This is a genomic window from Arthrobacter sp. Sr33 (assembly GCF_054511195.1).
In genome coordinates this window covers 383321-408666 of the sequence record NZ_JBTNDD010000001.1, presented here as the reverse complement: position 1 = coordinate 408666, position 25346 = coordinate 383321, and the positions used below count along the sequence as shown (strand labels likewise).

Sequence of the window (25346 nt, the reverse complement as noted above, 5' to 3'; positions counted from 1 at the left end):
GAGCATCCGGCGGGCCGGCGGAAGGATGCAGTTCACTCATGGAACCAGGCGCAAACAAGCCCGCGGTGACTCTCAACGACGTGGCCCTGGCCGCTGGTGTTTCACTGGCGACCGCCTCCCGGTCATTGAACGGCAGCGCCCGGAAGGTCAATGACGCTTACCGGTTGCGTGTGGTCGACGCCGCCCAGCGCCTCGGGTACATCCCTAACCTTTTCGCCCAGGCTGTCGCCAAGGGCACCACCACCACCGTTGCGCTGTTGGTGGCTGACATCTCCGACCCCTATTTCTCCACCATCGCGTCGGGAGTGATCAAGGCTGCGGAATCCGCTGGCCTGGTGGTCACCATCGCCGTGACCGGCCGTAATCCGGAGCGGGAGCTGGCCACGGTCCGGGCACTCCGCGGACAGCGGCCACGGGTCATGATCCTGGCGGGATCCCGGATGGCGGATTCGCCGCAGGAGGCTGACCTTCGCAAGGAGCTGTCGGCGTTCGAGGAAAATGGTGGCCGCGTCGCCTTCATCAGCCAAAACGCTGCTCCGTTCGCCACGGTGTTACTGGATAACCGCGGTGGTGCCCGCGCATTAGCCGAGTCGCTGGTCGAGTTGGGGTACCGCCGCTTCGCCGTCGTCGCTGGCCCGCCAACTATTGTCACGTCCCAGGACCGTTTGCAGGGTTTCCGCGAGGGCCTCGCCGCGCACGGCATCGAACTGGATGGCAACCACATCGCCCACACCGACTTCACCCGGGATGGCGGGTATCAGGCCGCCACCGAACTGGTCCAGGCGGGCCTCGACGACGTCGATCTGCTCTTCGCGGTCAGCGATGTGATGGCGATGGGCGCGATGTCGGCGCTCCGCGATGCGGGCCTGGACCCGGGGCGAGATCTGGGTGTCGCCGGCTACGACGACATCCCCACCGTCCGAGACATCACCCCGTCGCTCACCACCGTCCGCATCCCTCTCGAAGAGGTGGGCCGTCGAGCGCTGGAACTGTCCTTCGGCGTCGTCCATGGACAGGGTGTCACTGGACAGGATGGCGCGACCGTTCCGGTGGTCACTGAGGTGGTCCGGCGGGACAGCACACCCCGCCGCTAGGCAGTCGAGTCATCAACCCCGGGATCGAGTCAACAGATATAACGTGTTTGCGGCCGAAACCCTGCTGTTTGCGTTGACTCGACGTAAGGGTGTTGGCTCGGCCAAGCGGCTAGGGCGGCTACTGGTCCTCGAGGTGGAAGACCTCGGTGAGCCGCAAGAAGCCCTCATCCGGTCTCCCGTCTAACTCCACAAAGAATTCGCCCATCTCTGCCTGCCAGCGGGCGTTGACGGCGGTGGCAGCCATGGCCCGTTGTGCGGCGGCGAAGTCATAGGATTCGAGATAGCCAATGAGCAACCCGTCGTCCCGGAGGAAAAGGGAGTAGTTGTGCCATCCGCTGGCCTTGAGGGCTGCCACCATGTCCGGCCAGACCGCCGCGTGACGTTCCCGGTACTCAGGGATGCGGTTGGGCTTAACCTGCAGCTGAAAACAGATCCGTTCCATTATTTCCTTTCTGTTCGGGCGCTCAGGGTCAAGAAGCGGCTCTGGGGCCGCTTCTTTCCCCGTCGGTGGTGCTTGCAGGGCGCTAAAGCGCTACATGCCGGTATTCAATGCCAAGAAGGTTCGCGGCCGCCTTGAAGTCGGCGGCCCGGTGCCCGATGCACAGGGCCCAGTGGTGGCCAATGCCGGTCTGTGACCATTCGTCGACCCACAGGCCGGGATCGCCGCCGAAGTCCACCCGGGACGTTGTGTTGCCAATGGCCAGCAGCGGCCCGGGCACTACCTCACCCTCTGAGGTGATGAAAACGAAACTGCCGTCGGGGTCCTGACCCAACCCGAAGGTGGTGACCGGACCGTGCCGGACGTCGAACTCCACTGACACACCCCAGCCCCTCTTGCCGTGATAGATGCCGAGCCCCCGCAGCAGCGGGTCCCCCGCGCTAACCGCAAGATGCGCAGGCCCGTCGTGGCCCATCTCCACGACGTTGTCGACAAAGTTCAGCGCCTGGATCTCGGTGAAGGATCCACCGGCTTTCATTGCCTGGGCAGCGAGCATGGCAATCGAGGTGCGCAGCTCATATTCGCCAGCCATCGGTACCCCCCTGGCCGTCAGGATCGATGCACCGAGGATCATCCCAGCACCGAGGCGTTCATGCTGTTCCCCCGCGAGGCCGCGGTGATAGTAGGCAAGGGAGTCGAGGTCAAATTCCTCGACCAGACGGTCAAGGCCGACCGAGACCCTGGCGCCCCAGGCGAAGTCGCCGTCGTCGACCGATGGGTCCACCGTGAACAGTCCGCGTGCCAGCTCGACCCGCTCCTTCACCTCCACTTCGGAGACGGAATTCACCAGTTCTCGCAGGTCGTCGAATTCAAGGATCTCCACATGGGAGCCGAAGGTCGTGGACACTGTTGTCAGGTCGGTCGAGACGTCCAGCATGCCGGGGTACAGGTGCCCCATCAGCCCGTGCCGCGCGTAACGCAGCCGCCCCCGGACCCCCGCCGCATGGACCCACTGGTTTATCCGCTGCCAGGCGGATTCCTGGGTCAGATACCCGGAAACCGAACGGAACGGGATGCCAGCACGGCGAAAGACATTGGCCACCTCCGGCACCGGGCATTGCCCGCAATACGCGAGCCATTTCCCGGTATCAAAGGAGCTGTGATCCATCGCCTCGGTAGGCTGCAAATCAATCACAAGAACCGGGGTCTGTGACCGCTGCGCGATCGGCAACACCATCGAGGACGTGAGATAGGTGGCTAGGAAAATCACAATGAGGTCGCAGTCCGCGACCCGCAGCTTCTCTGCCGCGGCGCCGGCTTCCTGTGGGTCGGATACGAAGCCGACGTCGATCACCTCTGCCTCCAGTGCCGTGAACCGCTCGGTCACATATCGGCTGGATTCCCGAAGCTGCGGCAGCAGTTCGGGGAACTGGGGCCAATAGGCACCCAATCCGCCGGACACCAGTCCGATCCGGGTGGCCCGACGTCGGTGCGGGGCAAGCTTCTGGACGGCGGACAACGCGTCCGCCACGGGGGCAGACACGGGGGCCACGGGGTGGTCACCGATCATCGGTTAACTCCTTACTGCAACGGACTACTCACTGCGACGGGCGACGAGAAGAACGCGATGGCAAGCGCGAAGAGCCGTTAGGCTCCCCGCGCTTTCCATCGTCTAGAAGTCGTAGTCGTCGATGTTCTCGGCGTTGAAGACCGTAGGCGGCCCAACAATCACAATGCCGCCTTCTTCAACCTCACGTTCGCCCAACTCTCCGGCTTCAAACGTGTCGCCAACAGCTCCGGTAATGTCACCGTCGGCCAGTGCCTTCCCAGCGAAGGCTGCGACGTAGCCCAGCTGGGCTGGATCCCATAGCGCAAATTCGGAAACCGTTTCGTCTTCGACGAATGGCCGCATTTCGTTGGGCAGCCCCAGGCCGGTCAGGGCAACTTCGCCCTTGTACTCGGAAGTGGAGAGGTAGCGCGCGGTGGCGGCAATGCCCACGGTGGTCGGCGAGATGATGCCCTTCAGATCCGGGTAGGCCTGCAGCAGACCCTGCGCCTCCTGGAAGGACTTGGTGTCGTCGTCGTCGCCATACACCTTCGCTACGAGATTGATATCCGCGTAGTCCGGGTTGGATTCCAGTTCCTCTTCCATGAACTTGATCCACTCGTTCTGATTGGTGGCGTTGGCCGTGGCCGACAGAATGGCGATGTCACCCTCGCCGCCGATCTGTTCGGCAATCAGCTCAAGCTGGATCAGCCCCACATCCTGCGCATTAACCTGGCTGACAAACAGGTCGCGGAAGTCGGGGTTTGTATCGGAATCGAACGCCACAATCTTCGCGCCGGCGTCCCGCGCCTCCTGCAGGGCGGGCCCGACGGCGTCCGGATCGTTCGCGGCAATCGTGATCACGTTGGTCCCGGCCTGGGTTTCCGCGTTGATGAAGGAAACCTGACTGGACGCGCTGGCGTCGAGCGGACCGACCACCTCCGAGGCGGCGAATCCTGCCTCCTCGGCACCCGTCTCTCCGCCGCTGAGAACCACATCCGTGTAGGGGTTGTTCAACTGCTTGGGGATGAAGGTGATGGACTGTTCGCCGTCGGCGCCGCTGCCGCCTTCAGCACCTGACTCAGCGGTTTCTCCCCCGCCGCAGGCGCTGAGCATTAACGCAGCGCTGGCGGTCAGCGCGATGAGAGCCGTGCCCCGACCCCGCCGGGACGTGTTGTGAGTAGACTTCATTGTTCTTCCTCTCATAAAGCGCTGGTGGACCAGTCGCTGATTTATGCCCCAGTGGGGACGGACTTAGGGATGAAGCTGTTGCCGCACACGTCGGTCATGTCGACGTTTTTTGAGCGCGGTGCTAACGCTGGGTGTTACAACCGAGAGAATCAGCAGGGACCCGGTCACAATGATCAGGACGACCTCGGAGACCCGGTCAAGCCGCAAGGCGTACGTGATGGTGCCGATCAGCAGCACGCCCGCCAGTACGCCGGGGATCGAGCCCTTGCCCCCGAAAATCGACACTCCGCCGAGCAGTACCGCGGCAATGACCGCCAGTTCAATGCCGCTGGCGTTGTCGCTCCGGGCGCTGGAGTAGCGGAGGGTCCAGTAGATTCCGGCCATAGCTGACACCACGCCGGTACCGATGTATAGCCAGAACTTGGAGCGCGCCACATTGATCCCGACGAAACTCGCCGCCTCCTTGCTGTAGCCCAGCGCAAAAAGCCCGCGACCAAACGGTGTGAAGTGGAGAAGCACCCCAAAGAACGCGATGATCAGTACGACGCCAATCATCACAGTGGGAATACCGGTGGCCCCCAGCTTGGACGTGAAGAACGTCGTCAGTGCGGGCGGGAAGTCCGCCACCGCGTTGTCACCGATGACCACCAGAGCCAACCCTCGAAAGAGCGCGAGGGTACCGATGGTCACGGCGAGGGAAGGCAGACCGAGATATGCGATCAAGAGTCCGTTGAAAGCCCCGGCAACCAGTCCCACGACGAGACATACGATGAGCGCAATCCAGATCTCGGTTCCCGCCGCCCAGAGGACACCCAACACGGCGCTGCTGAGCCCGGCGATACTGGCCACCGACAGGTCAATTTCTCCGGAAACGATGACCAGGGTCATCGGCATGGCAATGATCAGGATGGGGATTACGTCAAGCAGCAGAAAACCGACGGTCACCGGCGAGGCAAAGCGGGGGATGGCGAGGCAGGCAAACAGCACCACGACTACCAACGTGTAGATCATGATGGCGTCGCGGCCCAACAGCAGCCGTTGCGCGCCGGTGCGAACCTTGGCCTCGGATTCGAGTGCGGCCGCGGTGACCGTACCACTCACAGTCGTCGTCGCAGTCTTAGACATTGCGGGCCTCGCTGATCCGTAGCTTCCTGGCGGTGCGAATAGCAGCCAATCGGTCAATAATGATGGCTGCGAGAATCAGAATTCCCACGATCGCCTGCTGCCAGAATTTATCCACCCGGAGGGCGGCCAGGGCGCTGGTGATAGTGGTCAGCAGTAGCGCGCCAATCGCGGCTCCTACCACTGTCCCGCTCCCGCCGAAGATCGCAACACCCCCGACGACCGCGGCGGCGACCACGTCCAACTCGAGGCCCGTGCCGGTGGTGGCCCCCACGGAGTTGAAACGGCTGGCGTAGAGTACGCCAGCCAACCCCACGAGCACCCCATTCGCGATGAAGGCGAGCAACACCCGGCGGGTGACTGGAATGCCGAAAAGCTTGGCGGCGTCCGGGTCGGAACCGATGGCGTAGAGATCACGCCCAGGTCGGGTACCTGCCATAAAGAGGGCAACCACGATCACCACAATGACAGCAATCAGGGTGATGAGCGGAAACCCCAGAACGGTGTTCACCGACAGGGCGCCGAATTCCTGTGGGCGGTCCCCAGCGAAATACTGGGTTCCGCCAGCCCAGGCATTATTGATGCCCCGGAAGATATAGAGGGTGCCGAGCGTGATCACCAACGCTGGCACTTTCGCCACGGTCACCAGGATGCCGTTCACGGCGCCAAGTACGCCACCGAGGATCATCCCCAGGATAAACACCACTATGACGGGGACATCTGGCATAGCGAAGAATAGGGACCCAGTCGAGAAGGCCACCAGCCCCAGCGCCGATCCGACCGAAAGGTCCACGTTCCGGGTGATGATAACCAGAGCCTGGCCTACCGCAAGCAGCATGACTATTGTCGCGTTCAAGAGCAGGTCCTTGACCCCTTGCTCGCTGAGAAATAGGGGGTTCACCAGCCAGGTGAAGAACACCAGTCCCACCAGCGCGATAATTACGGGCAGTTCGCGGAGGCGAAGCACCGCTGCGATTCCGGAGGTCCGGCGATGCCGATCCTCGGGTGCCTTGACGATGGCGGGGCGGTTCAGGTCTGTGCTCACGTGGCGCTCTCCGGTGTTGCAGTGGCAGCGTGCATGACAGTTTCAGGGGTTGCTGAAGCCCGGTCCAGTTCCGCGGAAATCCGCCCTTCATGCATAACCAGGACCCGGTCCGCCATTCCCAGAACCTCGGGAAGTTCGGAGGAGATCATGAGGATTGCGATTCCTCGGCCAGCTAGTTCAGACACGAGGCGGTGCACTTCGCTTTTGGTGCCGACGTCGATGCCGCGGGTCGGTTCGTCGATGATGAGTAGCTTCGGTTCGGTGGCCAGCCATTTGGCCAGCACCACCTTTTGCTGGTTGCCGCCCGAGAGCGTTGACACGGGGTGCTCCGGGGAGCCGGCCTTCACCTGGAGTCGCTTAGTCCACAGGGCAGCGGCCTGACGTTCATCCTTGCCCCGGATGATCCCGCGTTTGGCGAGACTATTGCGAAGGGTCAGCACGGCATTTCGTTCAACCGACAGTTCCATGACCAGCCCCTGGTTCCGCCGGTCTTCGGGGACAAACCCGATCCCCGCGTCAATCGCTGCTCGGGGATCACGAGATTTAAGGGCATGTCCGTTCATTTTGACCGATCCGGCGTCGTACCCATCTATACCAAAGATGGCCCGCGCCACCTCGGTCCGTCCGGCACCCACCAGTCCTGCCAGCGCCACGATCTCGCCGGCTTTGACCTCGAAGGTGATGTCGGAGAACACTCCCGCGCGGGAAAGGCTATCGACCCGCAGGATGGTGTCGCCAATTTCCGCCTCCTCCTTGGGATAGAGGGCAGCGATGTCGCGGCCGACCATCTCACGCACCACGGCTTCCACCGTGATGTCCGCCGTGTTGTGGGTATTGATGTATTGGCCGTCCCGCATGACCGTGATGCGGTCACAGAGGCCAAAGACCTCATCAAACCGGTGCGAGATGAACAGGATGCCGCTGCCGGCGTCGCGAAGGTTGCGGGCCACTGCGAAAAGCCGGTCCACCTCGAGACCGCTCAGCGCAGCGGTGGGTTCATCCATCACTAGGATCTTCGCATTGAGGGAGATGGCCTTGGCGATCTCGATGATTTGCTGGTCCGCGATGGACAGTCCCTCGGCGGGACGATCCGGGTCAATCGGGACACCCAGTTCCAAGAAGAGATCGGCTGCTGCGCGGCGCATCGCGCTCCTGCTGATCAGCCCGAGGGCACCTTTTGGCTGACGTCCAATAAAAATGTTCTCTGCAACGGTGAGGTCTGGGAAAAGGGTGGGCTCCTGGTAGATCACCGAAATCCCGGCGGCTTTGCTATCGCCCACATTGCGGAAGGACACCTCGGCTCCCGAAACTGTGAACCTGCCGCCATCGGGAGAGTGGACCCCTGCGAGAATCTTCACCAGTGTGGATTTGCCGGCACCGTTCTCCCCCACCAACCCATGGATTTCACCTGGCCGAATCTCCACCGTTCCATCAGCCAGTGCCACGACCGGCCCGAAGGTTTTCGCAGCACCGACAAGTGAGAGCAGTGGGACCGCCGGAACCGGGGATGTGCTGGGTTCCGAGGCAGAAATCCCGGCATCCTGATCTTGCGGCATTGCAAGCCCTCTCAAAAATGAATCGTTTCATAAAAGTGGTTCAGGATTGATCGTAGGCGTGAGGGGGATCACCGTCAACAGCTGATTCCAATCCGTGACCTTCGACGGGCATACCGGCAGTTACAGGATGTGCGAGTCACCGGGACGGGCGTAGGAACCTATATTTGGGCAGTGATCCGGCCACTTGTGCTCCCCCGCGCAACAAGCTCGGGCTGGAACACCACCTGTCGCCGCTCGCTCTGCGCGTCGTCGATTTCTCCGAGCAATAGCTCGACGGCGGTGCGACCCATGAGCTCGGTAGGCCTGCGGATTGTTGACAGGGGCACCACCGCGGATTCAGCAAAGTCAATGTCGTCGTACCCGATCAGCGCCAAATCTTCCGGCACCTTCAGCCCGCCGATGAGCAGCACCGCCTGCATCACGCCGATCGCGAGCAGATCGTTGGCACAGAAGATTCCATCGGGCATCCGCGCCGGATCTGCCTTGACCACCTGCTCCCCCGCTGCCCGACCCGCCAGCACTGTCATGGCTTCCGCAAGCACGAATTCCAGCGACGCACCGGGGAACTCCTCGACGGCCCTCCGGGCTCCCGCCATTCGGTCGGCCACCTGCTGGATCGATGCGCCTGCTCCTACAAACGCGATCCGTCGTCGACCGCCTTCCAGGAGGTGCCTGACAGCGAGGTAGCCGCCGGCCTCGTCATCGACCGACACCGAACTGAAAAGTTTCAGATCGTCCTTCCGGTCAACCAGGACCACGGGGACTGCCCGTGAATGAAGCACCTCCAGCCGGGCCGCGAGGTCACCCACAGGCGAGATCAGCATTCCCTGTACCCGCTGTTGCTCGAACACGTCAATGTAGCGGGCTTCACGGTCTGCGTCATGGCCGCTATCACCGAGTACCACCGTGCTCCCCCGTTCGGCCGCGGAGTCCTCTGCCGCCCGTGCCAGCGAGGAGAAGAACGGATTGCCGATGTCCAGGACAATCAGCCCGATGGTCCGACTCTGTCCCGCCCGCAATTGTCGCGCCGCATCATTGCGCACGAATCCAAGATCTGCGATGGCTGCGGTCACCCGCGCCCGGGTGCGCTCCGCCACCCGGGTTGGGTGGTTCAAAACATTGGAGACGGTCCCCACCGCAACCTGTGCACGATCGGCCACGTCCTTGATACTCACCGGGCGGCTGTTCATGGCTAATCCTCACTGGCTGCGGACCACTACCAGGCCGTACCGGCACCCAGCACAGTGATCCTTGACACTCTCTCGTATGCAAGGATAACTTTGACAGATCAAAGTGAAACGATTCAAGCCAGCTTTTGAAGCCTGCACTTCATGGCAGGCTGGCCCGCACCTTGAATGACCTGGAGACAAGAATGAGTGTTCTGGATAGCGTCACGCCACAGCTGGAGCAGCTGGCCATTGAAGTCCCATCCTGGGCGTATGGAAACTCCGGCACCCGGTTCCGGGTCTTCCAAACCCCCGGCACCCCGCGCACGGTGCGGGAGAAGATCAGCGACGCGGCGAAGGTGAACGAGCTCACCGGGCTGGCGCCCTCGATCGCGCTTCACATTCCGTGGGACAAGGTCGATGACTACGGTCAGCTCGCCGACTATGCCCAGCAACACGACATCTGCCTCGGCACCATCAACAGCAACACCTTCCAGGATGAGGACTACAAGTTCGGTAGCCTCACTCACAGCGATGCCGCGATCCGCAGCAAAGCCATCGACCACATGTATGAGTGCATCGACGTCATGAACGTGACCGGATCACGCGATTTGAAGATCTGGCTGGCGGACGGGACCAACTATCCGGGCCAGGGTGACATGCGCTCCCGTCAGGACTGGCTGCAGGAATCGCTGCGCAAGGTCTACGACCGGCTCGGCGACGACCAACGGCTGGTCCTGGAGTACAAATTCTTCGAACCGGCGTTCTATCACACCGATGTTCCGGATTGGGGAACCTCCTACGCTCAGTGCCTCGAGCTCGGCGAGAAGGCTCTGGTCTGCCTGGATACCGGTCATCACGCCCCCGGAACCAATATCGAGTTCATCGTCGCTCAACTGATCCGGCTGGGAAAGCTTGGTTCATTCGATTTCAACTCCCGTTTCTACGCCGACGACGACCTCATCGTCGGCTCGGCCGACCCCTTCCAGCTGTTCAGAATCATGGTCGAGGTGATCCGAGGTGGTGGGCTGGACCCGGCATCCAACATTGCCCTCATGCTGGACCAGTGCCACAACCTGGAGGAGAAGATCCCCGGGCAGATCCGCTCGGTGCAAAACGTCCAGGAAATGACGGCGCGCGCGCTGCTGGTTGACCGCCAGGCCCTGACCAGGGCGCAGGAAGCCGGTGACGTATTGGGCGCCAACGCCGTGTTCATGGACGCCTTTTACACAGATGTCCGACCCGACTTGGCTGCGTGGCGCGAATCCCGTGGACTCCCGGGCGACCCGATGGCTGCCTATCAGGCCAGCGGCTACCAACAGCAAATCAACGAGGCCCGCCAGGGCGGCCAGCAGGCAGGATGGGGCGCATAATGACCAACCCAGTAGTCGAATCCTTACTCAAACGGTCAAACCGCTTGGGCGCTGACCACCGCAACACCAACTATGCGGGCGGTAATACCTCAGCCAAGGGCACGGCGACCGACCCGGTAACCGGCGACGACGTCGACCTCCTCTGGGTGAAGGGCTCTGGAGGCGACCTTGGCACCCTGAAAGAGCAGGGCCTTGCAATCCTCCGCCTGGACCGGCTCCGCGCGCTGACCACCGTCTATCCCGGCGTCGACCGCGAGGACGAAATGGTCGCGGCCTTCGATTTCACGCTGCATGGGAAAGGCGGTGCTGCACCTTCCATCGACACCGCGATGCACGGGCTGCTTGACGCCAACCACGTGGACCATCTCCACCCCGACTCCGGTATCGCCATCGCCACCGCTCAGGACGGGGAAGCCCTGACCGGGACCATCTTTGGCGACAAGGTGCTCTGGGTCCCCTGGCGTCGCCCGGGATTCCAGTTGGGGCTGGACATCGCCGCCATCAAAGCCCAGAACCCGCAGGCGATCGGCGTGATCCTCGGCGGACACGGAATTACCGCGTGGGGAGACACCTCGGATGAGGCCGAGAGGAACTCGCTGTGGATCATCAACACGGCCGAAAAATACATTGACGCGCATGGGCGCACGGAACCGTTCGGCGCCCCCCTACCGGGTTACGGAGCCCTTGCCCCCGCCGAGCGGCGCGCGAAGGCAGCGGCGCTCGGACCGTCGATCCGCGGTCTTGCGTCCACCGATAAGGTGCAGGTGGGTCACTTCACCGACGACGACGCCGTCCTGCACTTCCTGGAAGCCTCCGAGCACCGCAGGCTGGCGGACCTCGGCACCAGTTGTCCCGACCATTTCCTCCGCACCAAGGTCAGGCCGCTGGTGCTTGACCTCCCCGCAGATTCGTCGGTGGAAGACTCGCTGAGCCGACTGCGCGAACTCCATGAGGCTTACCGCACCGAATATCAGGCCTACTACGATCGGCATGCTGCGCCGGACTCGCCCGCTATTCGGGGCGCCGACCCGGCAGTGGTTCTGGTTCCCGGCGTCGGCATGTTCACCTTCGGCGCCACGAAGCAGACCGCCCGCGTGGCTGGTGAGTTCTACCTGAACGCGATTAACGTGATGCGTGGGGCCGAAGCTATTTCCACCTACTCGCCGATCGACGAGAACGAGAAATTCCGCATCGAGTATTGGGCACTCGAGGAAGCCAAGCTGGCCCGGCTTCCCCAGCCCAAATCCCATGCTGGGCGGATCGCCCTGGTGACCGGGGCGGCGTCGGGCATCGGCAAGGCGATTGCCACCCGGCTCGCCGCCGACGGGGCGTGCGTCGTCATCGCTGACCTGAACCTGGAGAATGCACAGACGGTTGCCGCCGAGTTGGGCAGCACCGATACAGCGATTGGGGTGCAGGCCGACGTCACCGATCCAGCGCAGGTACGGCTTGCCATCGGCGCCGCGGTGCTGGCCTTCGGGGGGCTGGATCTGGTGGTCAACAATGCCGGACTGTCGATCTCCAAGCCTCTGCTTGAAACCACCGAGCAGGATTGGGATCTGCAGCACAACGTGATGGCCAAGGGGTCCTTCCTGGTTTCGCAGGCCGCGGCGAAAGTGTTGATTGAGCAGCAGATGGGCGGCGACATCATCTACATCTCGTCGAAGAACTCGGTTTTCGCCGGGCCGAACAACATTGCCTACTCGGCAACCAAGGCGGACCAGGCGCATCAGGTGCGGCTGCTTGCCGCCGAGCTTGGTGGGCACGGGATCCGCGTCAATGGGATCAACCCGGACGGTGTGGTGCGCGGATCCGGGATCTTCGCCGGCGGGTGGGGCGCCAAGCGTGCGGCAGTCTACGGCGTCGAAGAGGACAAGCTGGGCGAGTATTACGCCCAGCGCACCCTCCTCAAGCGGGAGGTGCTGCCAGAAAACGTGGCCAGCGCCGTCGCCGTCCTGACCTCCGATGCCCTGTCACACACCACGGGGCTGCACATTCCAGTGGATGCGGGTGTGGCGGCGGCGTTCCTGCGATGACCGGCCGCGCTGGCGCGGTGTTCATCGCCGTCGACATCGGCGCCTCGTCGGGGCGGGTGATTCTCGGTCGAATGGGATCGGACGGCCCGTCGCTCCAGATCGTGCACCGGTTTCCCAATGGGGCGGTGGAGGTGGACGGCACTCTGCGCTGGGACGTACGCGCGCTGTTCACCCAGGTGCTTGCGGGACTGACATTTGCGTCAGGTTCGCTTGAACCCGGAGAACGGATTGCGAGCGTGGGTGTGGACACCTGGGCAGTGGATTACGGTCTGCTCGACGACGGCGGCGCCCTTGCCTCTCTACCCTTCAGTCACCGGGACGTTCGAAGCGAGACAACCGTGGCGGGCGTGCACGCGCTGATCCCGTTTGAGCGCTTGTATGAGATCACCGGATTGCAGTTTCTGCCGTTCAACACCGTCTATCAACTGGCCGCCGAGACGTCACTGGACCGGCAACAGGCGCTGCTGGTCCCGGACCTGCTCTGCTTCTGGCTGACCGGACGGCGGGCCAGCGAGGCGACCAACGCGTCAACCACTGGATTGGTCGATGCGCGCACCAATGACTGGGCGCCCGAAATCTTCACCCGGTTGGGACTTCCTTCCGGCCTCTTCCCGCCGTTGATCCAGCCGGGACAAACGCTGGGCATTCTCCTACCCGAGGTGGCGCGGAGCACCGGGCTGCCTGCGGATACTTCCATCGTGGCGGTGGGCTCGCATGACACTGCATCAGCCGTTGTCGCGGTCCCCGCCGCATCCGCAGCCGAAAAGTTTGCCTACATTTCCTCGGGCACCTGGTCCCTGGTCGGAGTGGAACTAGACCATCCCGTGGTCACTCCGGCCAGCCGCTCAGCCAACTTCACCAATGAACGCGGTATTGACGGCACCATCCGGTATTTGCGGAACGTCGGAGGCCTCTGGCTCCTGCAGGAGTGCCTGCGCAGCTGGGCTACTGGCGGTGAAGCCCCTCAGTTGGAGTCGCTACTGACCGAGGCTGCGTCCCAACCTGCCGACGGTCCCCGAATTGACGTTGACTCAGCCACCTTCATCCCCCCGGGAAATATGCCTGCCCGAATCCTCGACGCGATCCGCCGAGCCGGGGGTGCGGCACCTGCCGATCCCGCCGGCGTCGCGCGCTGCATTCTGGATAGCCTCGCCGACGCCTACGCGCGAACGGTGCGGCAGGCTGTGGACCTTTCCGGCGCCTCGGTCGAAGTGGTGCACATTGTGGGTGGGGGTTCCCAAAACGCGCTGTTGTGCCAGCTGACCGCTGACGCGACTGGCCTGCCGGTCGTGGCCGGACCGGTCGAGGCGACAGCATTGGGTAACATCATGGTGCAGGCCCGCGCAGCGGGACTCCTCGGTGATGCAGCATCGCTTACCGATATCAGGGCGGCGGTCGCCCGGACGGCGGACACCACCAGGTACACGCCTCACGGGCCCGGAAGTGCCCCAGGGGTCAGCCCTGTCGCAAGGAACCGGTGTACCTGAGTCTGACACCCACGGATCGAGGGGTGGAGACGGGCTGCTACGCATCCTTGATGGTGCCGCACCCTTGTCAGTGCACAACCACCGGCATAGCATCCAATAATGGATGCCGTTGAATACACTCCAGCCCGAGATCAGCTCGTCTACACGTTCGGCGGCGCAGCGCCAGTCATGACGATCCAGCCCGGAACGGTATTGAAACTGTGGTCTGAGGACGCCTTCAACCACGCCCTGACCAGCGTCGATGATCTGTCCAGCGAGAAGGTGGGCCTCCGGTTTGTGAACCCCCAAACCGGGCCGTTTTACGTAGCTGGCGCGGAACCCGGGGACACTCTAGCCATTCATATTGTGGACCTGACGCCCGCCCGTTCCTGGGGTGCATCGGCCACCATCCCCTTCTTCGGCGGACTCACCAGCACCGATCGCACTGCTCTACTGCAGGAACCGCTCCCGGATACCACCTGGATCTACCACGTCGACACTGCGCGGCAGACCGTTGGATTCCAAGCCCGACATACCGAATTCGAGGTCGCGCTGCCTCTTGAACCAATGCTTGGCACCATTGGGGTCGCTCCGCCCGGCGGCGAAGTGCGGTCATCGCTGGTCCCGGAGCGTTTCGGCGGCAACATGGATTCCCCCGAAGTCAAAGCCGGAACCACGGTCTATTTAGGGGTGAACGTCGAGGGAGCCTTGTTCTCCATTGGTGACGGCCATTACCGGCAGGGCGAGGGCGAAGCATGCGGAACGGCCGTGGAGGGGGCGATGAATTCAACCATTATCGTCGAGCTTATTAAGGGTGGAGCTCCGGCCTGGCCCCGACTCGAAAGCGACAGCCACTGGATGGCCGTTGGTTCTTCACGACCTATGGAAGACTCCTGGCGAATCGGTCAGGTGGAGATGGTGAGGTGGTTTGAGGAGCTCTTCGGACTGCATCAGATGGACGCTTACCAGTTACTCACCCAGACGGCGCTGGCGCCCATCGCCAACGCCGTCGATGCCAATTACAGCGTGGTGGTGAAGGCCGCAAAGAAGCTATTCCCCCGAGTGCATGCTTTTGACGGATTACACGATGACCTGCGTCACCGCAGCAAGAACCTTTAGGAGAGACCATGGACCTGCAATTGGCTGGACTGACCGCACTGGTAACCGGCGGTACTAAAGGTATTGGCCGGGCAATCGTCGAATCCTTCGCGGCAGAGGGTGCCAACGTGGGGTTCTGCGCTCGGAACCCCGTCGAGATCGAAGCTAGTGAAGCCGCACTGGTTGGCAGCCGCGGTCGCATCTCTGGTACGGCGATGGACATGGGCGACGCCGCCGCGGTGGCACGATGGGTCGGTGATTCAGCGTCGATGTTCGGCGGGATCGACATAGTGGTCAGTAACGTGAGCGCCCTCGCCATCCCCGACACTGACGAAAACTGGGAAGCATCCCTCAGGGTAGACCTCATGGGTACGGTCAGGCTGGTCAAGGCGGCGCTGCCCCACCTGCAGCAGAGCGGCGCTGCGTCAATCATTGCCATCTCCAGCGTCTCCGGACGGGAAGTGGACTTCGCCTCCGGGCCCTATGGGACCGTCAAGTCGGCTCTCATCGCCTACATGGCAGGGCTCGCTTTTCAACTGGCCGAGCAAGGCATCCGCGCCAACACGGTCTCCCCCGGCAATACCTTTCACGAGGGCGGCGTGTGGCAGAACATCGAACAAGGCGACCCCGAGCTGTTCAGCATGGCGATGGGACTGAACCCAACACACCGGATGGGCACGCCGCAAGAAGTTGCCGATACCGTGGTATTCGTTGCCAGTCCGCGGTCCAGCCGAACCACTGGAGCCAACATCCTGGTCGACGGCGGGCTGTCCCGGGGCATCCAGTTCTAGGCCAGGTGAAAAGTGCTACATCCGGCCGAACCTGGCACGGATGATGGCGAAAGCGCCGTAGAAGATCAGCCCCACAGCGATGGCGATCAGGATCCCATTCCCAAACGGGTGGTCCTGGAGCGCCTTGAGGCTCCCATCCAGACCCGTCGATTGGGACGGTTGGTTGGTGATGGCAGCAACCACAAAGAGCAATCCCATGAGGATGAGCGCCACCCCCTTCGCGACGTGGCCCAGCACCCCCAGTGCGTCGACCACGGCACCCCGCCGCAAATCAACAAAGTGCTCCAGTTCGGGCCTGAACGTTCGACGCAGCCCTTTGACGATGAAGTAGACGCCAATCCCTAGCACCGTGCCGCCCACCACGAGCACGATGAAGGATCCCAGCGGGTAGGCCATCATCGTCCTGGTGAAATCCCTGGTGAACTCACTCGAGTCCGGGCCATCGCCCAGTGCGAATCGTGCCATGGTCACCGCCATGATCCCGTAGGTGACGGCCAGGGACCCCGACGAGACGGCTTTCTCAAGCCGCTTCCCCACTGGCTTCCGCCGATACCGCAGGGTGGACTCGCTGAGCTGCCACAGGGCAAGCCCCAAACAACCAATCGCACACGCCCACATGGTCCACGGTCCAGCAGATCCTGAAGCCAACTGCTCCAGCGCCCCCGTGGGCTCCGCCTGCCCGTCCCCACCGGACGCGACCTGCAATGCGATGACCCCGATCAGGATGTGCACCACCCCGAGCACCGCAAACCCAAAACGAGCGGTGACGTCCAATGCCAACCCGTCCGAGATACTTTCAGCCGTATCCGCTATTCCGGACCTGTTGCTTCCCCCCGCGGACATCCACGCTCCCCCATTAGCCAGAGCTTCTACCCTATCCGGGCGGGGGAGCGACCCGGAAAACTTTGGAAGCGGCCCGTCGTCAGCTCCTGAAGGGACCCTCGCCCACGCTAGTGGTTGACGAAATGTCAGTGGGAGGGATGCCTTCGCAGCAGGGCGCCCTTTCGGTCACGGAAAGCGCGGTGCTACAGTTCGAACGAAACCAACGGCGGGCGTCCCGGCTGGGATAGCTATCTACCAGGTGGACCTGCACATTGATGACCCGCAGTTGCCCGGAAGCGCCCGCCGGCAGGATTCCCCGGCCAGGGCTCGACGGCGGCTGCCCACCCGGGAGACAACACCTGTGAACACTCAAGACGAAGCGCGGTTCCTCGACGAGACCGTCGCGTTGGCGGTCGCAAATGTCCACAACGACGGCGGTCCATTCGGGGCGCTAATCGTCACCAGCGATGGTCGTAGCTTCGCGGGCGTCAACCGTGTCACCGCGTCCAATGACCCGACCGCGCATGCCGAAGTGATGGCCATCCGCAACGCCTGCACCGCACTGCAAACCTTCGAACTCTCTGGAAGCACGCTCTACACGAGCTGCGAGCCCTGCCCACTTTGCGTCTCCGCCGCGCTTTGGGCGCGAGTCGAATCGGTGGTTTACGCGGCCGACCGGTTCGACGCGGAGAAAGCCGGCTTTGATGACGCGGTCTTCTACGACTACTTCAACACCCCGGTTGAAGAACGGTCGATGCCAATACGGCAGGTGGCCCCACTCGCGGAAGCGGAACTCCCAGCCTCGGCTCCGTTTGACGCCTGGCGTACCCTGGCCGCGAGGGTCGACTACTGAGCAGTCATGGACCGCGGCAGCAGTTCGACCGCCACCAGGGCCAGCCCAGCAGTAACCGTCGTCCACAGTACAACGGCCGCCGTCGGCTGCTGCCACAGCACCAACACGACCATTGCGACGACGATGACGGCGGCTTGGGCCGCACGTTTGTGCCGCCCCAGGCTGTGCTGCCAGGGCTCTGGGTCGTTGTCGCCGCGGGCGTATCCGGCATCCGGGGTATTGCCGCGCCGTTGCCCCACAGCCACACTGGACCGTCTCACCAGGAACGCAACCAGCATGGTCAGCAACGCAACCACGAAGACGCTCCTCAAGCTGACCTGCAGTGGGGCAAGTAGACGATCGATGAGACTCTGCGCTGCCGCTGGGGTAATCCGGTCGGACGGGATCGCGTTGAGGTAATACGCCCGCCCCAGTCCCACTGCGACCGCTAGCAGTGCCATGGCAAGCGCAGTCCCAAAGCCCAGCGTCCCAATCGCTCGCAGCCTCGAGCCGGTGGGTGCCACCGCGATCGCAGCGACTGACCCTAGCGCGGCGAGCCATGTCAGGGTCACTGCACCACGGTCAAGGACATTGATCGCTCGCCCAGCCCAGACCAGCTCTGGCGACTGGAAAAGGGTGACCTCGGCGTCGATCTCTGGAATTCTTGCCGCGATCGTCACATCTTCTCGGATCAGCCGCTCCTTGACCTGCGCGATGATCTCCCCGGTGGAAATAGTTACAGCACCGCTCTCGTCGAGGCTGGCCGCACCGGTGGGTTCGCCCGTGATCAGACCAATGAGCCGCTGGTGCGCCTCGCGGTTCGCCGCGATCCACAGGACCTGAAACTCCGGGGCGGTGACCACCCGGGAAGCGACAGCCTCAATTCTGGCGTGGGTTTGTTCAACGATCACCGGCACCAGGTCCGCGATCAGGGGTTCTGCCAACGGTGCCGACCGGGTCAGCTCGGTCAATGCATCCCGGGCGCGTCCCTCAACGTCAATTGACGCAACAATTCGCTCGGTCACGTGTTCGGCCACCTCTGCCTGAATCGCTGGGTCGGCCGCCAGCGGAGCGACTGTTGCCACATATCGATCGGTGGCAAGAATGTGGGTGCGCAGGCATAGAGCCGGAACCGTGGCGAAGACCAGTCCGGCGGTGAGGACTACCAGGATCACTGACGTGACCCAACGTTTCCTGGGCATGGCCGCGCTCCGGCTAGGCCAGCAATCTGGATTTCGCGGCCGCGAATTCCGCGGCGGTCAGCACCCCGGCCGAGTGAAGGTTGGCGAGCCGGGCCAGTTGGTCAACCAACTGATCTCCGCCTGTCATCGGCGGTGGCGGGCTCGACGCCGGATGGGGGCGAACCTGTCGGTCATGCATCCGATGGTTGATAGCCGCGGCGGTCATCTGTGCTGTGCCTGAGATGACTGCTGTTCGGGCCACGGATCCAAGGAGGCCCGGTCTGCCCTGTCTGCCGAATGGCATTTCGTGTCCTTCGAACGGATTTTGGGGATGAGTCGATTAGCTTGCAGCGACACCATCGGCCTGAAAAGCGTCGACCACTGTGTCGTGCGGAATGTGGACGTGCAGCGCGGTTGTCCCGCCCGCGGCCCGCACGTCTTCAGACAAGCGCCGAGCCCACCGATGCTCCAGCGTGACGATCACCGAGGACTCGTTGTCCCCGACTGACTCCGCCACCACCTCAATGTCGGTTTCGCTGAGCAACGTCAGTGGCCGCGGATCGACAATCAATCGCGACCAGACGGCCGGCAGATCGTCCCCCAGATCCCTGACGTTGAGCGTGCCCAGCCCATCCCTGGCAACAACAACTACGTCGAGGAGGGCGACTGCCCCCGACTCAACTGCCTCGCTCAATGAGAAAGCAACACTCTGGTCAATCTCCGGGCTGGGAAACGTGCAGATGATCACTTCGACTGGGCCGACTCGCATGTGGCTCCTCTTCAACACCTACGCTCAGGTTCAAAGCTCAATTTTCCACAAACCACACGAACTGAAATCACCCGGTCCGGGTGATCTGCCAACCACGTCCCGAACGACACAGTTAGATGGTCACCACTGGCACCTCGGCACTCTTCCTGCTGACGAGTGGGGCAATCGTCGACCGGGTCAGTGAAGCCTTCGCCGGGACCAGGATGGTGCTCCTCGGACCTAACCTGGGCTGGGAAGCAGCGGATGCGCTCCGCAACACTTTTTCGGCGACCGACCACGCCTCTCGGGAAACGCTCTTGTGCTCAAAGCCAGGAACTCCCACGATTGGTATCAGCTGACGGGTTCTGCTGCAAGGATGCATGAGACCGCCCGATAGTCCATCGTGAGGACGTGTTGATCCATGGTCACATATGGAGCAGTTGCCGCGACAAAGGTCAGGCCGCCACGGCCGGACCAGTCTGCTTTGCTGCGTCCACGTCTCTTGCAGGCGGTGGACGCCGTGCTTCAGCCCTGCTCCCGACTTGCCTCGATCACCGGTGGGATGGGCTATGGCAAAACGACGCTCGCTGTTCAGTGGGTTTCCAGGCGGAAAGCTCAGGGCCGCCCCGTCGTCTGGCTCACCATCGACCCGGCCGACGACCAACCCGCACGGTTCTGGTCACTGGTGGTGAGTGCCATCGAGCTGGCAATTCCCACGCTGGGGGATGGCCGCCTGCGCAGACACCCAGCGCCGGAGACATCCGGGGACAACGCATTCATCGACAGCATCATCACGACCATCGCTGAGGTAAAGGGACAGGTTATTTTCGTCCTGGATGACTGCCACGCGCTGAGGGATCGTCGGGTCCTTCAGGACCTCGACTATTTTGTTCTGCGCTCCGCATCGAACGTGCGCTTCATTCTGATCGGTCGATCCCTACCGAGGCTCAGTGCGTTGTATCAGGTCAACCTTGACGACGCTCTCATCGAGGTCGACGGCGGATCGCTCGCCTTCACCAGGCGTGAGTTGGTTCGGCTGGTGAGGGGTTCCCCCCTGGACGTTGACCGCTTACTTGATCTGACCGAGGGGTGGCCTGCGGCGACCAGACTGGCGTCCCGCCACGCAGAGTCGGTCAGTTCCCAGAACCCACCAGATGCGACCTCAGACCCTTTGCATCGCCAGCTTATGCGGCCTCTCTTCGACTCCTACAGGCCCGAACTGCAACAACTACTGCTCTCCGTGTCGACGCTTGCCACCTGGACTGTCGAGGATCTCAACCATGTTCTGGGCCGAACCAATGGCGCGCAGGTCCTCGACCGCCTCCGCGCCGAAACGGGTCTGATCATGGACGTCAGCAGCGAGCCATTGGCGATCAGACATTTTCGATGCCACCGGTTGCTGCGGCGCTTCCTCGACGCTCACGCTGCGGCGAATCCTACAGATTCCTTGGCTGCCGCCCACGCCCGGATGGCCGCCTGGTTACCGGAGCAGGGACGACACGCGGAGGCTCTGGTTCATGCGGTGCAGTCAGGAAACCCCGATGTATTGCGAACCACCGTGGCCACCTCTGGTCTTGAACTCCTGTGGGGCGGCGAAGCCAACCTTATTCTCGAAATATCCGCCAGCCAAAAGCGTCACTCCTTCCAGGAGCTGACGCTCCTGGAAGGGGTGATCGCGTTGCGGGCGGGCGACCCGACCGTAGCCTCCGAAGGCCTCGATCGCCTCAAACGCAGCGGCGCTGGGCAGCACCTACCGGCGGCATTTGTCCTGCTGGCAACCGCTCTCCAGGCTCAGTTGGATATGTCGCGAGGCTCATTCACTGACGCTGTGGACTTGCTTGAAAAGGTCGTTGAACAACCTCCCCTCGACGACCTCGACCTGTACCTGACGAATGTCCTGGCCGCAGCGATGGTTGGGGTGGGGCGGTTTGAAGACGCGCTGGCCCTATCGCTGCAGGCATCCCGGCTTGCCCGTAACCGCGGGAACCAGACCGCTCTGGTTGATGCCCGATCGGTTGCTGCCGCTGTCCATGTCTCCCGTGAAGAATTCAGGCTGGCCCGGGCAGAAGCCTCCTGGGCTATCCGGCGCGCCGGTGAAACCGAACTACGCTACGGCCCCAGCCTGAGGCCGGCGCACCTGATCGCCGCGTGGTGCGCCTATCACGCCTTGGACGATTCGTCGGCCCGGCTCCACAACGCCTACGTCAGACGCGCCGATTCGGCCGTCCCAGTAATCGCCCGTTCGAACTCAAAGCTATCCCTGATCCTGCAATTTCAAAGCGGGAGCAACCGGCATGAGGCTGCTGCCGGGCTGTTGAACCGGGTGCGACACGACCTTATCCACGGTGCGTTCCCACCAGACCTCGCTATTTGCTCCCTCCAAACGGCGTCAATGCTGCTCCAGCTGAGACACGGCGACGCATTGGAGACGCTCAAGTCGGAACTCAGGCAGCATCAAGGGGTGAGCGGAGAACTGCACACCATCTCCGCGTGGGAGCTCCTCGCCGCCGGGCATCTGAATGCCGCCCGGAAGCTCCTGTCAGCAGTCACCGCTGGCTACGTTGAAAGCCAAAGCCGGTGCTCCATTCTGACCGCGTGGGCTCTGACCTGCCGCATAGCGCTCGAAGAGGACCGGACCTACGAGGCTCGAACCGCGTTGGGGGAAGCTCTTCAACTGGGGGCCAAAAGCGGCACGCTACGCGCGTTCGCGTTTGCCGGGGCCGAAGTCCGAGCTGCTGTGGTTCATGAACAACTCTACTTTCCCGCGTTCGGCCACATCATCGCACGCATCACCCGTTTCCGGGGTAACGGGCAAAGCTCGTTCTACCCGCCCCTCACCCATCGTGAATTGGATCTCCTCACCCTGCTGCCCACCTTCGCGACCGTCGACGAGATCGCGGAGCGGCTGTTGATCTCAACAAACACCGTAAAGACACATGTCCGGGGCATTTACCGGAAGCTGGGGGCGACTTCCCGCCGGGAAGCGATCGCCATTGCCCAGGACCTTGGGCTGTTGCCGGCAACCGCCAGCACACCAGCCAGTTCCGCCGTTGTGCTCAACGGCGCGCGTAAATCCCTTACCCCGCGCTACGACAACTAGTCGTAGCACCCGACCCTAGGAGGTGCTCTGTGAGCATCAACTTCTGGGACTTCTTTTGGGCAACGCTGGTCTTTTTCCTGCTCGTGTCCTATTTGTCGCTCCTCTTCTTTGTACTGGCCGACATCTTCCGCAGCCCGGAAATGGGTAGATGGGTCAAGTTCGTCTGGGTTCTTCTCCTCATCTTCCTTCCCTTCTTCACAGCATTGGCCTACCTCGTAGCCCACGGACAGGCGATGGCCCTGCGCAGCTACGGAATGATTGAGTCTTCTCGCACCGCAGCAGCAGCCACCGCGGGCAACGAAGAGGCGACGGCCGTGAACCAGATCAAGACCGCGAAGGCCCTGTTGGATGACAACGCAATTTCTGAAGCCGAGTTCCAACGGCTCAAGGAGAGCATCCTGGTCGATCTGCCCTTCAGCACAGGCCGCTCACCTGGAGCGGGCACCCAACCTCGATGACACCAGACAGGCGGAACAGCAAAAACCGGCCGGCGTCCTTTCTTGAACTCGATCAACGACGACGACGCCGGGTCGTTGTCGTCGCCGTGATCCGTTCGATCGTGACTCTCGCAGTGATACTTGCCGTCTACTTCCAGTTCCCCGTTTCCGGATTCGCATCAGGCACTGCGGCAGCCGCCTGGATACGGCTCATCGCGCTGTTGCTCATTTTCCTGATCGCCATGGCCCTTCAGATCCAGCTGGTCCTCACCTCCGGGGTCCCCCAGGTGCGTGCCGCCGAGGCGGTTGTCCAGAGTGTTGCCCTCTTCCTCTGCCTGTTCGCCCTGCTCTACGTGTCCATTTCTGTGACGGATCCCCAGTCATTCAGCGAGCCCCTGAGCCGGGTGGACGCGCTATACCTCACCACAGCTACATTTGCGACCGTCGGCTTCGGCGACGTCGTGCCCATCGACACTCTCGCGCGGGTCGCGGTGACCATCCAGATGATCACCGGTTTGGGGTTGTTGATCCTGATCGTAAAAGTGGTGTTCTTCGCGGCGCGTCAGGGGCTACTTCGGCGAAGTTAGCGCTGCCCGCTGCCACTCCTGACCGGGGTGGTGGACGGATCGCGCTGCTCTTGCCGTTCGAAGTCGGTTTCACCCCGGCTCGGTGGTCTGGCCGGGGACGCCCAGGTAATCCAGCTGAGCTGCCACCGACGCCTCGGCTGCCCGCCGGACTGACCCGTCGACGTTGGCGTAGACCACGTCGGTAACGTTCTGTACCGTTGCGCCAGCACCAATATCCGCGAGCGCAGCGCGGATTTGATCCAACCGTTCTCCCCGGTGCCGTAAATAGTGGCGTGAGATGGCTGTCAGATCCGGGAGGATCGGGCCGTGGGCGGGAAGGACCCTGGCCGGTCCGAGCGCGCTGAGCTTCGCCAGCGAGTCCAGGTAAGGACCCAGCCGGCCATCGGGGTAGTCGATGATGGTGGTGCCGCGGCCCAGGATTGTGTCGCCCGTCAGGATTGAACCGGTAGCGCCGTCGTCGGGCAGGAGAAAACAGACCGAGTCAGAGGTGTGCCCGGGGGTGGCTAAAACCCGGATGGTCACCCCCGCCGCGAAAATTTCTTCACCGTCGACCAGCTGAGATCCCCCGTGGCAGTGGTCCGGATCCATTGCCCGTACCGGCGCTCCGGTCAGCTGATGGAAGCGTTCGCTGGCTTCGGTGTGGTCGCGGTGCCGATGGGTAATCAGGACCAGTTCAACTTTCCCTGCGCCGGCCAGCGCCGCCAGGTGTTCCTCATCCAACGGGCCGGGATCCACGACGACAACCGGGCGTTGCCCCGTCTCCACCGCTGCGACACCGGCTGCTTCACCGGGCACTTCACCGGGCACTTCGCCCTCCGGGGCTGCAATGAGATACGAGTTGGTGCCCTCCAGGCTCATCGGCCCCGGATTTGGGGCAAGCCGATACCGGGTGAGGTCGCTGCTGGAAACCAGACCTGGCGTGTGCAATTGAACCATGCATCTACCCTAGCGATCCCGGTCCCTGCGCCGACCCCCGTATCGGATAAAGTGCGCAGCATGAGAACATCCCACAACGACGCGCCGGCGGTGGTTCCCCGCCTGGCCGTCAGCGTCCTGATGGTCCGTGGGGATGAGGTTTTCATCCAGAACCGCTCGCTCACGATGGACTTTGCTGCAGGGGTTGTCGTCTTCCCAGGGGGCCGCGTGGACGCCGTCGACCATGTTACCGCCGTCGCCCACCCCGCCCCGGCGCACCTCCTGGCCAATCATGCGCGGAGCTGGGCGGCGACCAGCATTGCCTCCGGCCGGGGGCCCGGCTCGATTGAGGTGTCCCCGGCTGAGGCATCCGGCGTGTTACTCGCCGCAGCGGTGCGCGAAGTGCAGGAGGAAACGGGGGCTGTGTTGGCGCCCGAGGATCTGACCCCGTGGGCCAACTGGATTACGCCTGCCAGTTACGGCAAGCGCTTCGACACCTTCTTCTACCTGACCGTGCTTGCTCCGACCGTGGATCCGCGGCACCAGACCACCGAGGCCGATTCGTCGCACTGGGCAACAGCCCGGTGGATTCTCGCGGGCGCCGCCGATGGGCAGCTGAACCTGATGCGCCCCACGGAGGCGCTCCTAACGGAACTGGCCGGCCTCCCGGGACGCCTGGCGGCAGCGCTGGAGCCGATCCTGCAGGCGCCCCGCTGCATTTCGCCGGTGGGCCGACCGTAGCCCACCTCAAACCCCACCCAGCACCCCGCGACCGGATCGTCCGGGGTCCTCAACCTTCCG

At 63.0% G+C, this 25346-nt stretch carries 24 protein-coding genes; 12 read left to right on the top strand and 12 right to left on the bottom strand.

What is annotated here, in order from left to right:
- Positions 1 to 38: 38 nt before the first annotated feature.
- The gene (locus ACX80T_RS02075; RefSeq protein ID WP_459303571.1) at positions 39 to 1094 is read left to right on the top strand and encodes a LacI family DNA-binding transcriptional regulator; all 1056 of its coding nucleotides are present in this window, start codon (positions 39 to 41) and stop codon (positions 1092 to 1094) included.
- Positions 1095 to 1212: 118 nt separating this feature from the next.
- Here the strand turns inward: ACX80T_RS02075 and ACX80T_RS02070 are convergent, their stop codons facing one another.
- The 7 genes from ACX80T_RS02070 to ACX80T_RS02040 all read right to left on the bottom strand — a co-directional run bounded on the left by ACX80T_RS02070 (position 1213) and on the right by ACX80T_RS02040 (position 9183).
- Positions 1213 to 1536, bottom strand: coding sequence for an L-rhamnose mutarotase (locus ACX80T_RS02070; protein ID WP_459303570.1), 324 nt, complete (start codon positions 1534 to 1536; stop codon positions 1213 to 1215).
- Positions 1537 to 1618: 82 nt separating this feature from the next.
- A complete protein-coding gene (locus ACX80T_RS02065; protein ID WP_459303569.1) occupies positions 1619 to 3103 on the bottom strand; it encodes an arabinose isomerase in 1485 nt (494 codons plus the stop codon).
- Between the two features lie 102 nt (positions 3104 to 3205).
- The gene (rhaS, locus tag ACX80T_RS02060) at positions 3206 to 4270 is read right to left on the bottom strand and encodes a rhamnose ABC transporter substrate-binding protein (RefSeq protein ID WP_459303568.1); all 1065 of its coding nucleotides are present in this window, start codon (positions 4268 to 4270) and stop codon (positions 3206 to 3208) included.
- Positions 4271 to 4333: 63 nt separating this feature from the next.
- Positions 4334 to 5395: an ABC transporter permease gene (locus ACX80T_RS02055; protein WP_459303567.1), complete on the bottom strand. Its 1062-nt coding sequence runs from the start codon at positions 5393 to 5395 to the stop codon at positions 4334 to 4336.
- The gene (locus ACX80T_RS02050; protein WP_459303566.1) at positions 5388 to 6437 is read right to left on the bottom strand and encodes an ABC transporter permease; all 1050 of its coding nucleotides are present in this window, start codon (positions 6435 to 6437) and stop codon (positions 5388 to 5390) included. Before ACX80T_RS02050 ends, ACX80T_RS02055 begins: the two co-directional genes overlap by 8 nt.
- Positions 6434 to 7993 carry a sugar ABC transporter ATP-binding protein gene (locus tag ACX80T_RS02045; protein WP_459303565.1) on the bottom strand — a complete coding sequence of 520 codons (1560 nt, stop codon included), beginning with the start codon at positions 7991 to 7993 and terminating at the stop codon, positions 6434 to 6436. The genes ACX80T_RS02050 and ACX80T_RS02045 overlap by 4 nt, the downstream gene beginning before the upstream one ends.
- Positions 7994 to 8151: 158 nt before the next feature.
- A complete protein-coding gene (locus ACX80T_RS02040; protein ID WP_459303564.1) occupies positions 8152 to 9183 on the bottom strand; it encodes a LacI family DNA-binding transcriptional regulator in 1032 nt (343 codons plus the stop codon).
- A gap of 182 nt (positions 9184 to 9365) precedes the next feature.
- Between ACX80T_RS02040 and rhaI the strand changes: the two genes are divergently transcribed.
- The 5 genes from rhaI to ACX80T_RS02015 all read left to right on the top strand — a co-directional run bounded on the left by rhaI (position 9366) and on the right by ACX80T_RS02015 (position 15923).
- The gene (rhaI, locus tag ACX80T_RS02035; protein ID WP_459303563.1) at positions 9366 to 10532 is read left to right on the top strand and encodes an L-rhamnose isomerase; all 1167 of its coding nucleotides are present in this window, start codon (positions 9366 to 9368) and stop codon (positions 10530 to 10532) included.
- Positions 10532 to 12568, top strand: a complete 2037-nt coding sequence (locus ACX80T_RS02030) for a bifunctional aldolase/short-chain dehydrogenase (protein ID WP_459303562.1) — start codon at positions 10532 to 10534, stop codon at positions 12566 to 12568. The genes rhaI and ACX80T_RS02030 overlap by 1 nt, the downstream gene beginning before the upstream one ends.
- Positions 12565 to 14055: a rhamnulokinase gene (locus ACX80T_RS02025; protein WP_459303561.1), complete on the top strand. Its 1491-nt coding sequence runs from the start codon at positions 12565 to 12567 to the stop codon at positions 14053 to 14055. The genes ACX80T_RS02030 and ACX80T_RS02025 overlap by 4 nt, the downstream gene beginning before the upstream one ends.
- Before the next feature lie 99 nt (positions 14056 to 14154).
- A complete protein-coding gene (locus tag ACX80T_RS02020) occupies positions 14155 to 15153 on the top strand; it encodes an acetamidase/formamidase family protein (protein WP_459303560.1) in 999 nt (332 codons plus the stop codon).
- An 8-nt stretch (positions 15154 to 15161) separates the two neighbouring features.
- A complete protein-coding gene (locus ACX80T_RS02015) occupies positions 15162 to 15923 on the top strand; it encodes an SDR family NAD(P)-dependent oxidoreductase (RefSeq protein ID WP_459303559.1) in 762 nt (253 codons plus the stop codon).
- Positions 15924 to 15938: 15 nt separating this feature from the next.
- On the opposite strand, the gene ACX80T_RS02010 is transcribed toward ACX80T_RS02015, so the two are convergent.
- On the bottom strand, positions 15939 to 16766 hold the full coding sequence (locus ACX80T_RS02010; protein WP_024476015.1) for a DUF1206 domain-containing protein: 828 nt from the start codon (positions 16764 to 16766) through the stop codon (positions 15939 to 15941).
- Between the two features lie 340 nt (positions 16767 to 17106).
- Here ACX80T_RS02010 and ACX80T_RS02005 point away from each other — a divergent pair, with 340 nt between their 5' ends.
- Positions 17107 to 17598 (top strand): nucleoside deaminase, encoded by a 492-nt coding sequence (locus tag ACX80T_RS02005; RefSeq protein WP_459303558.1) that lies wholly within the window; start codon positions 17107 to 17109, stop codon positions 17596 to 17598.
- Here the strand turns inward: ACX80T_RS02005 and ACX80T_RS02000 are convergent.
- Genes ACX80T_RS02000 through ACX80T_RS01990 form a run of 3 tightly spaced genes read right to left on the bottom strand, consistent with a single transcriptional unit; the run spans position 17592 to position 19527 of the window.
- Positions 17592 to 18779: a hypothetical protein gene (locus ACX80T_RS02000; RefSeq protein ID WP_459303557.1), complete on the bottom strand. Its 1188-nt coding sequence runs from the start codon at positions 18777 to 18779 to the stop codon at positions 17592 to 17594. The genes ACX80T_RS02005 and ACX80T_RS02000 overlap by 7 nt on opposite strands.
- A 13-nt stretch (positions 18780 to 18792) precedes the next feature.
- A complete protein-coding gene (locus ACX80T_RS01995) occupies positions 18793 to 19062 on the bottom strand; it encodes an SHOCT domain-containing protein (protein ID WP_116777978.1) in 270 nt (89 codons plus the stop codon).
- Positions 19063 to 19098: 36 nt separating this feature from the next.
- Positions 19099 to 19527 (bottom strand): DUF6325 family protein, encoded by a 429-nt coding sequence (locus tag ACX80T_RS01990; RefSeq protein ID WP_116777979.1) that lies wholly within the window; start codon positions 19525 to 19527, stop codon positions 19099 to 19101.
- Between the two features lie 116 nt (positions 19528 to 19643).
- Here ACX80T_RS01990 and ACX80T_RS01985 point away from each other — a divergent pair, with 116 nt between their 5' ends.
- The 4 genes from ACX80T_RS01985 to ACX80T_RS01970 all read left to right on the top strand — a co-directional run bounded on the left by ACX80T_RS01985 (position 19644) and on the right by ACX80T_RS01970 (position 23630).
- Complete coding sequence (locus tag ACX80T_RS01985; RefSeq protein WP_116777980.1) at positions 19644 to 19865, top strand: DUF1269 domain-containing protein; 222 nt, start codon at positions 19644 to 19646, stop codon at positions 19863 to 19865.
- A gap of 62 nt (positions 19866 to 19927) precedes the next feature.
- A complete protein-coding gene (locus ACX80T_RS01980) occupies positions 19928 to 22606 on the top strand; it encodes a LuxR C-terminal-related transcriptional regulator (RefSeq protein ID WP_116777981.1) in 2679 nt (892 codons plus the stop codon).
- Between the two features lie 29 nt (positions 22607 to 22635).
- Positions 22636 to 23064: an SHOCT domain-containing protein gene (locus tag ACX80T_RS01975; RefSeq protein WP_165802554.1), complete on the top strand. Its 429-nt coding sequence runs from the start codon at positions 22636 to 22638 to the stop codon at positions 23062 to 23064.
- Positions 23061 to 23630, top strand: a complete 570-nt coding sequence (locus ACX80T_RS01970) for a potassium channel family protein (protein WP_019482160.1) — start codon at positions 23061 to 23063, stop codon at positions 23628 to 23630. Before ACX80T_RS01975 ends, ACX80T_RS01970 begins: the two co-directional genes overlap by 4 nt.
- 69 nt (positions 23631 to 23699) lie before the next feature.
- Here the strand turns inward: ACX80T_RS01970 and ACX80T_RS01965 are convergent, their stop codons facing one another.
- A complete protein-coding gene (locus ACX80T_RS01965; protein ID WP_459303556.1) occupies positions 23700 to 24566 on the bottom strand; it encodes an MBL fold metallo-hydrolase in 867 nt (288 codons plus the stop codon).
- 60 nt (positions 24567 to 24626) lie between these two features.
- On the opposite strand from ACX80T_RS01965, the gene ACX80T_RS01960 reads away from it, so the two are divergent.
- Positions 24627 to 25286: an NUDIX hydrolase gene (locus tag ACX80T_RS01960; RefSeq protein WP_116777984.1), complete on the top strand. Its 660-nt coding sequence runs from the start codon at positions 24627 to 24629 to the stop codon at positions 25284 to 25286.
- Positions 25287 to 25346: the final 60 nt, after the last annotated feature.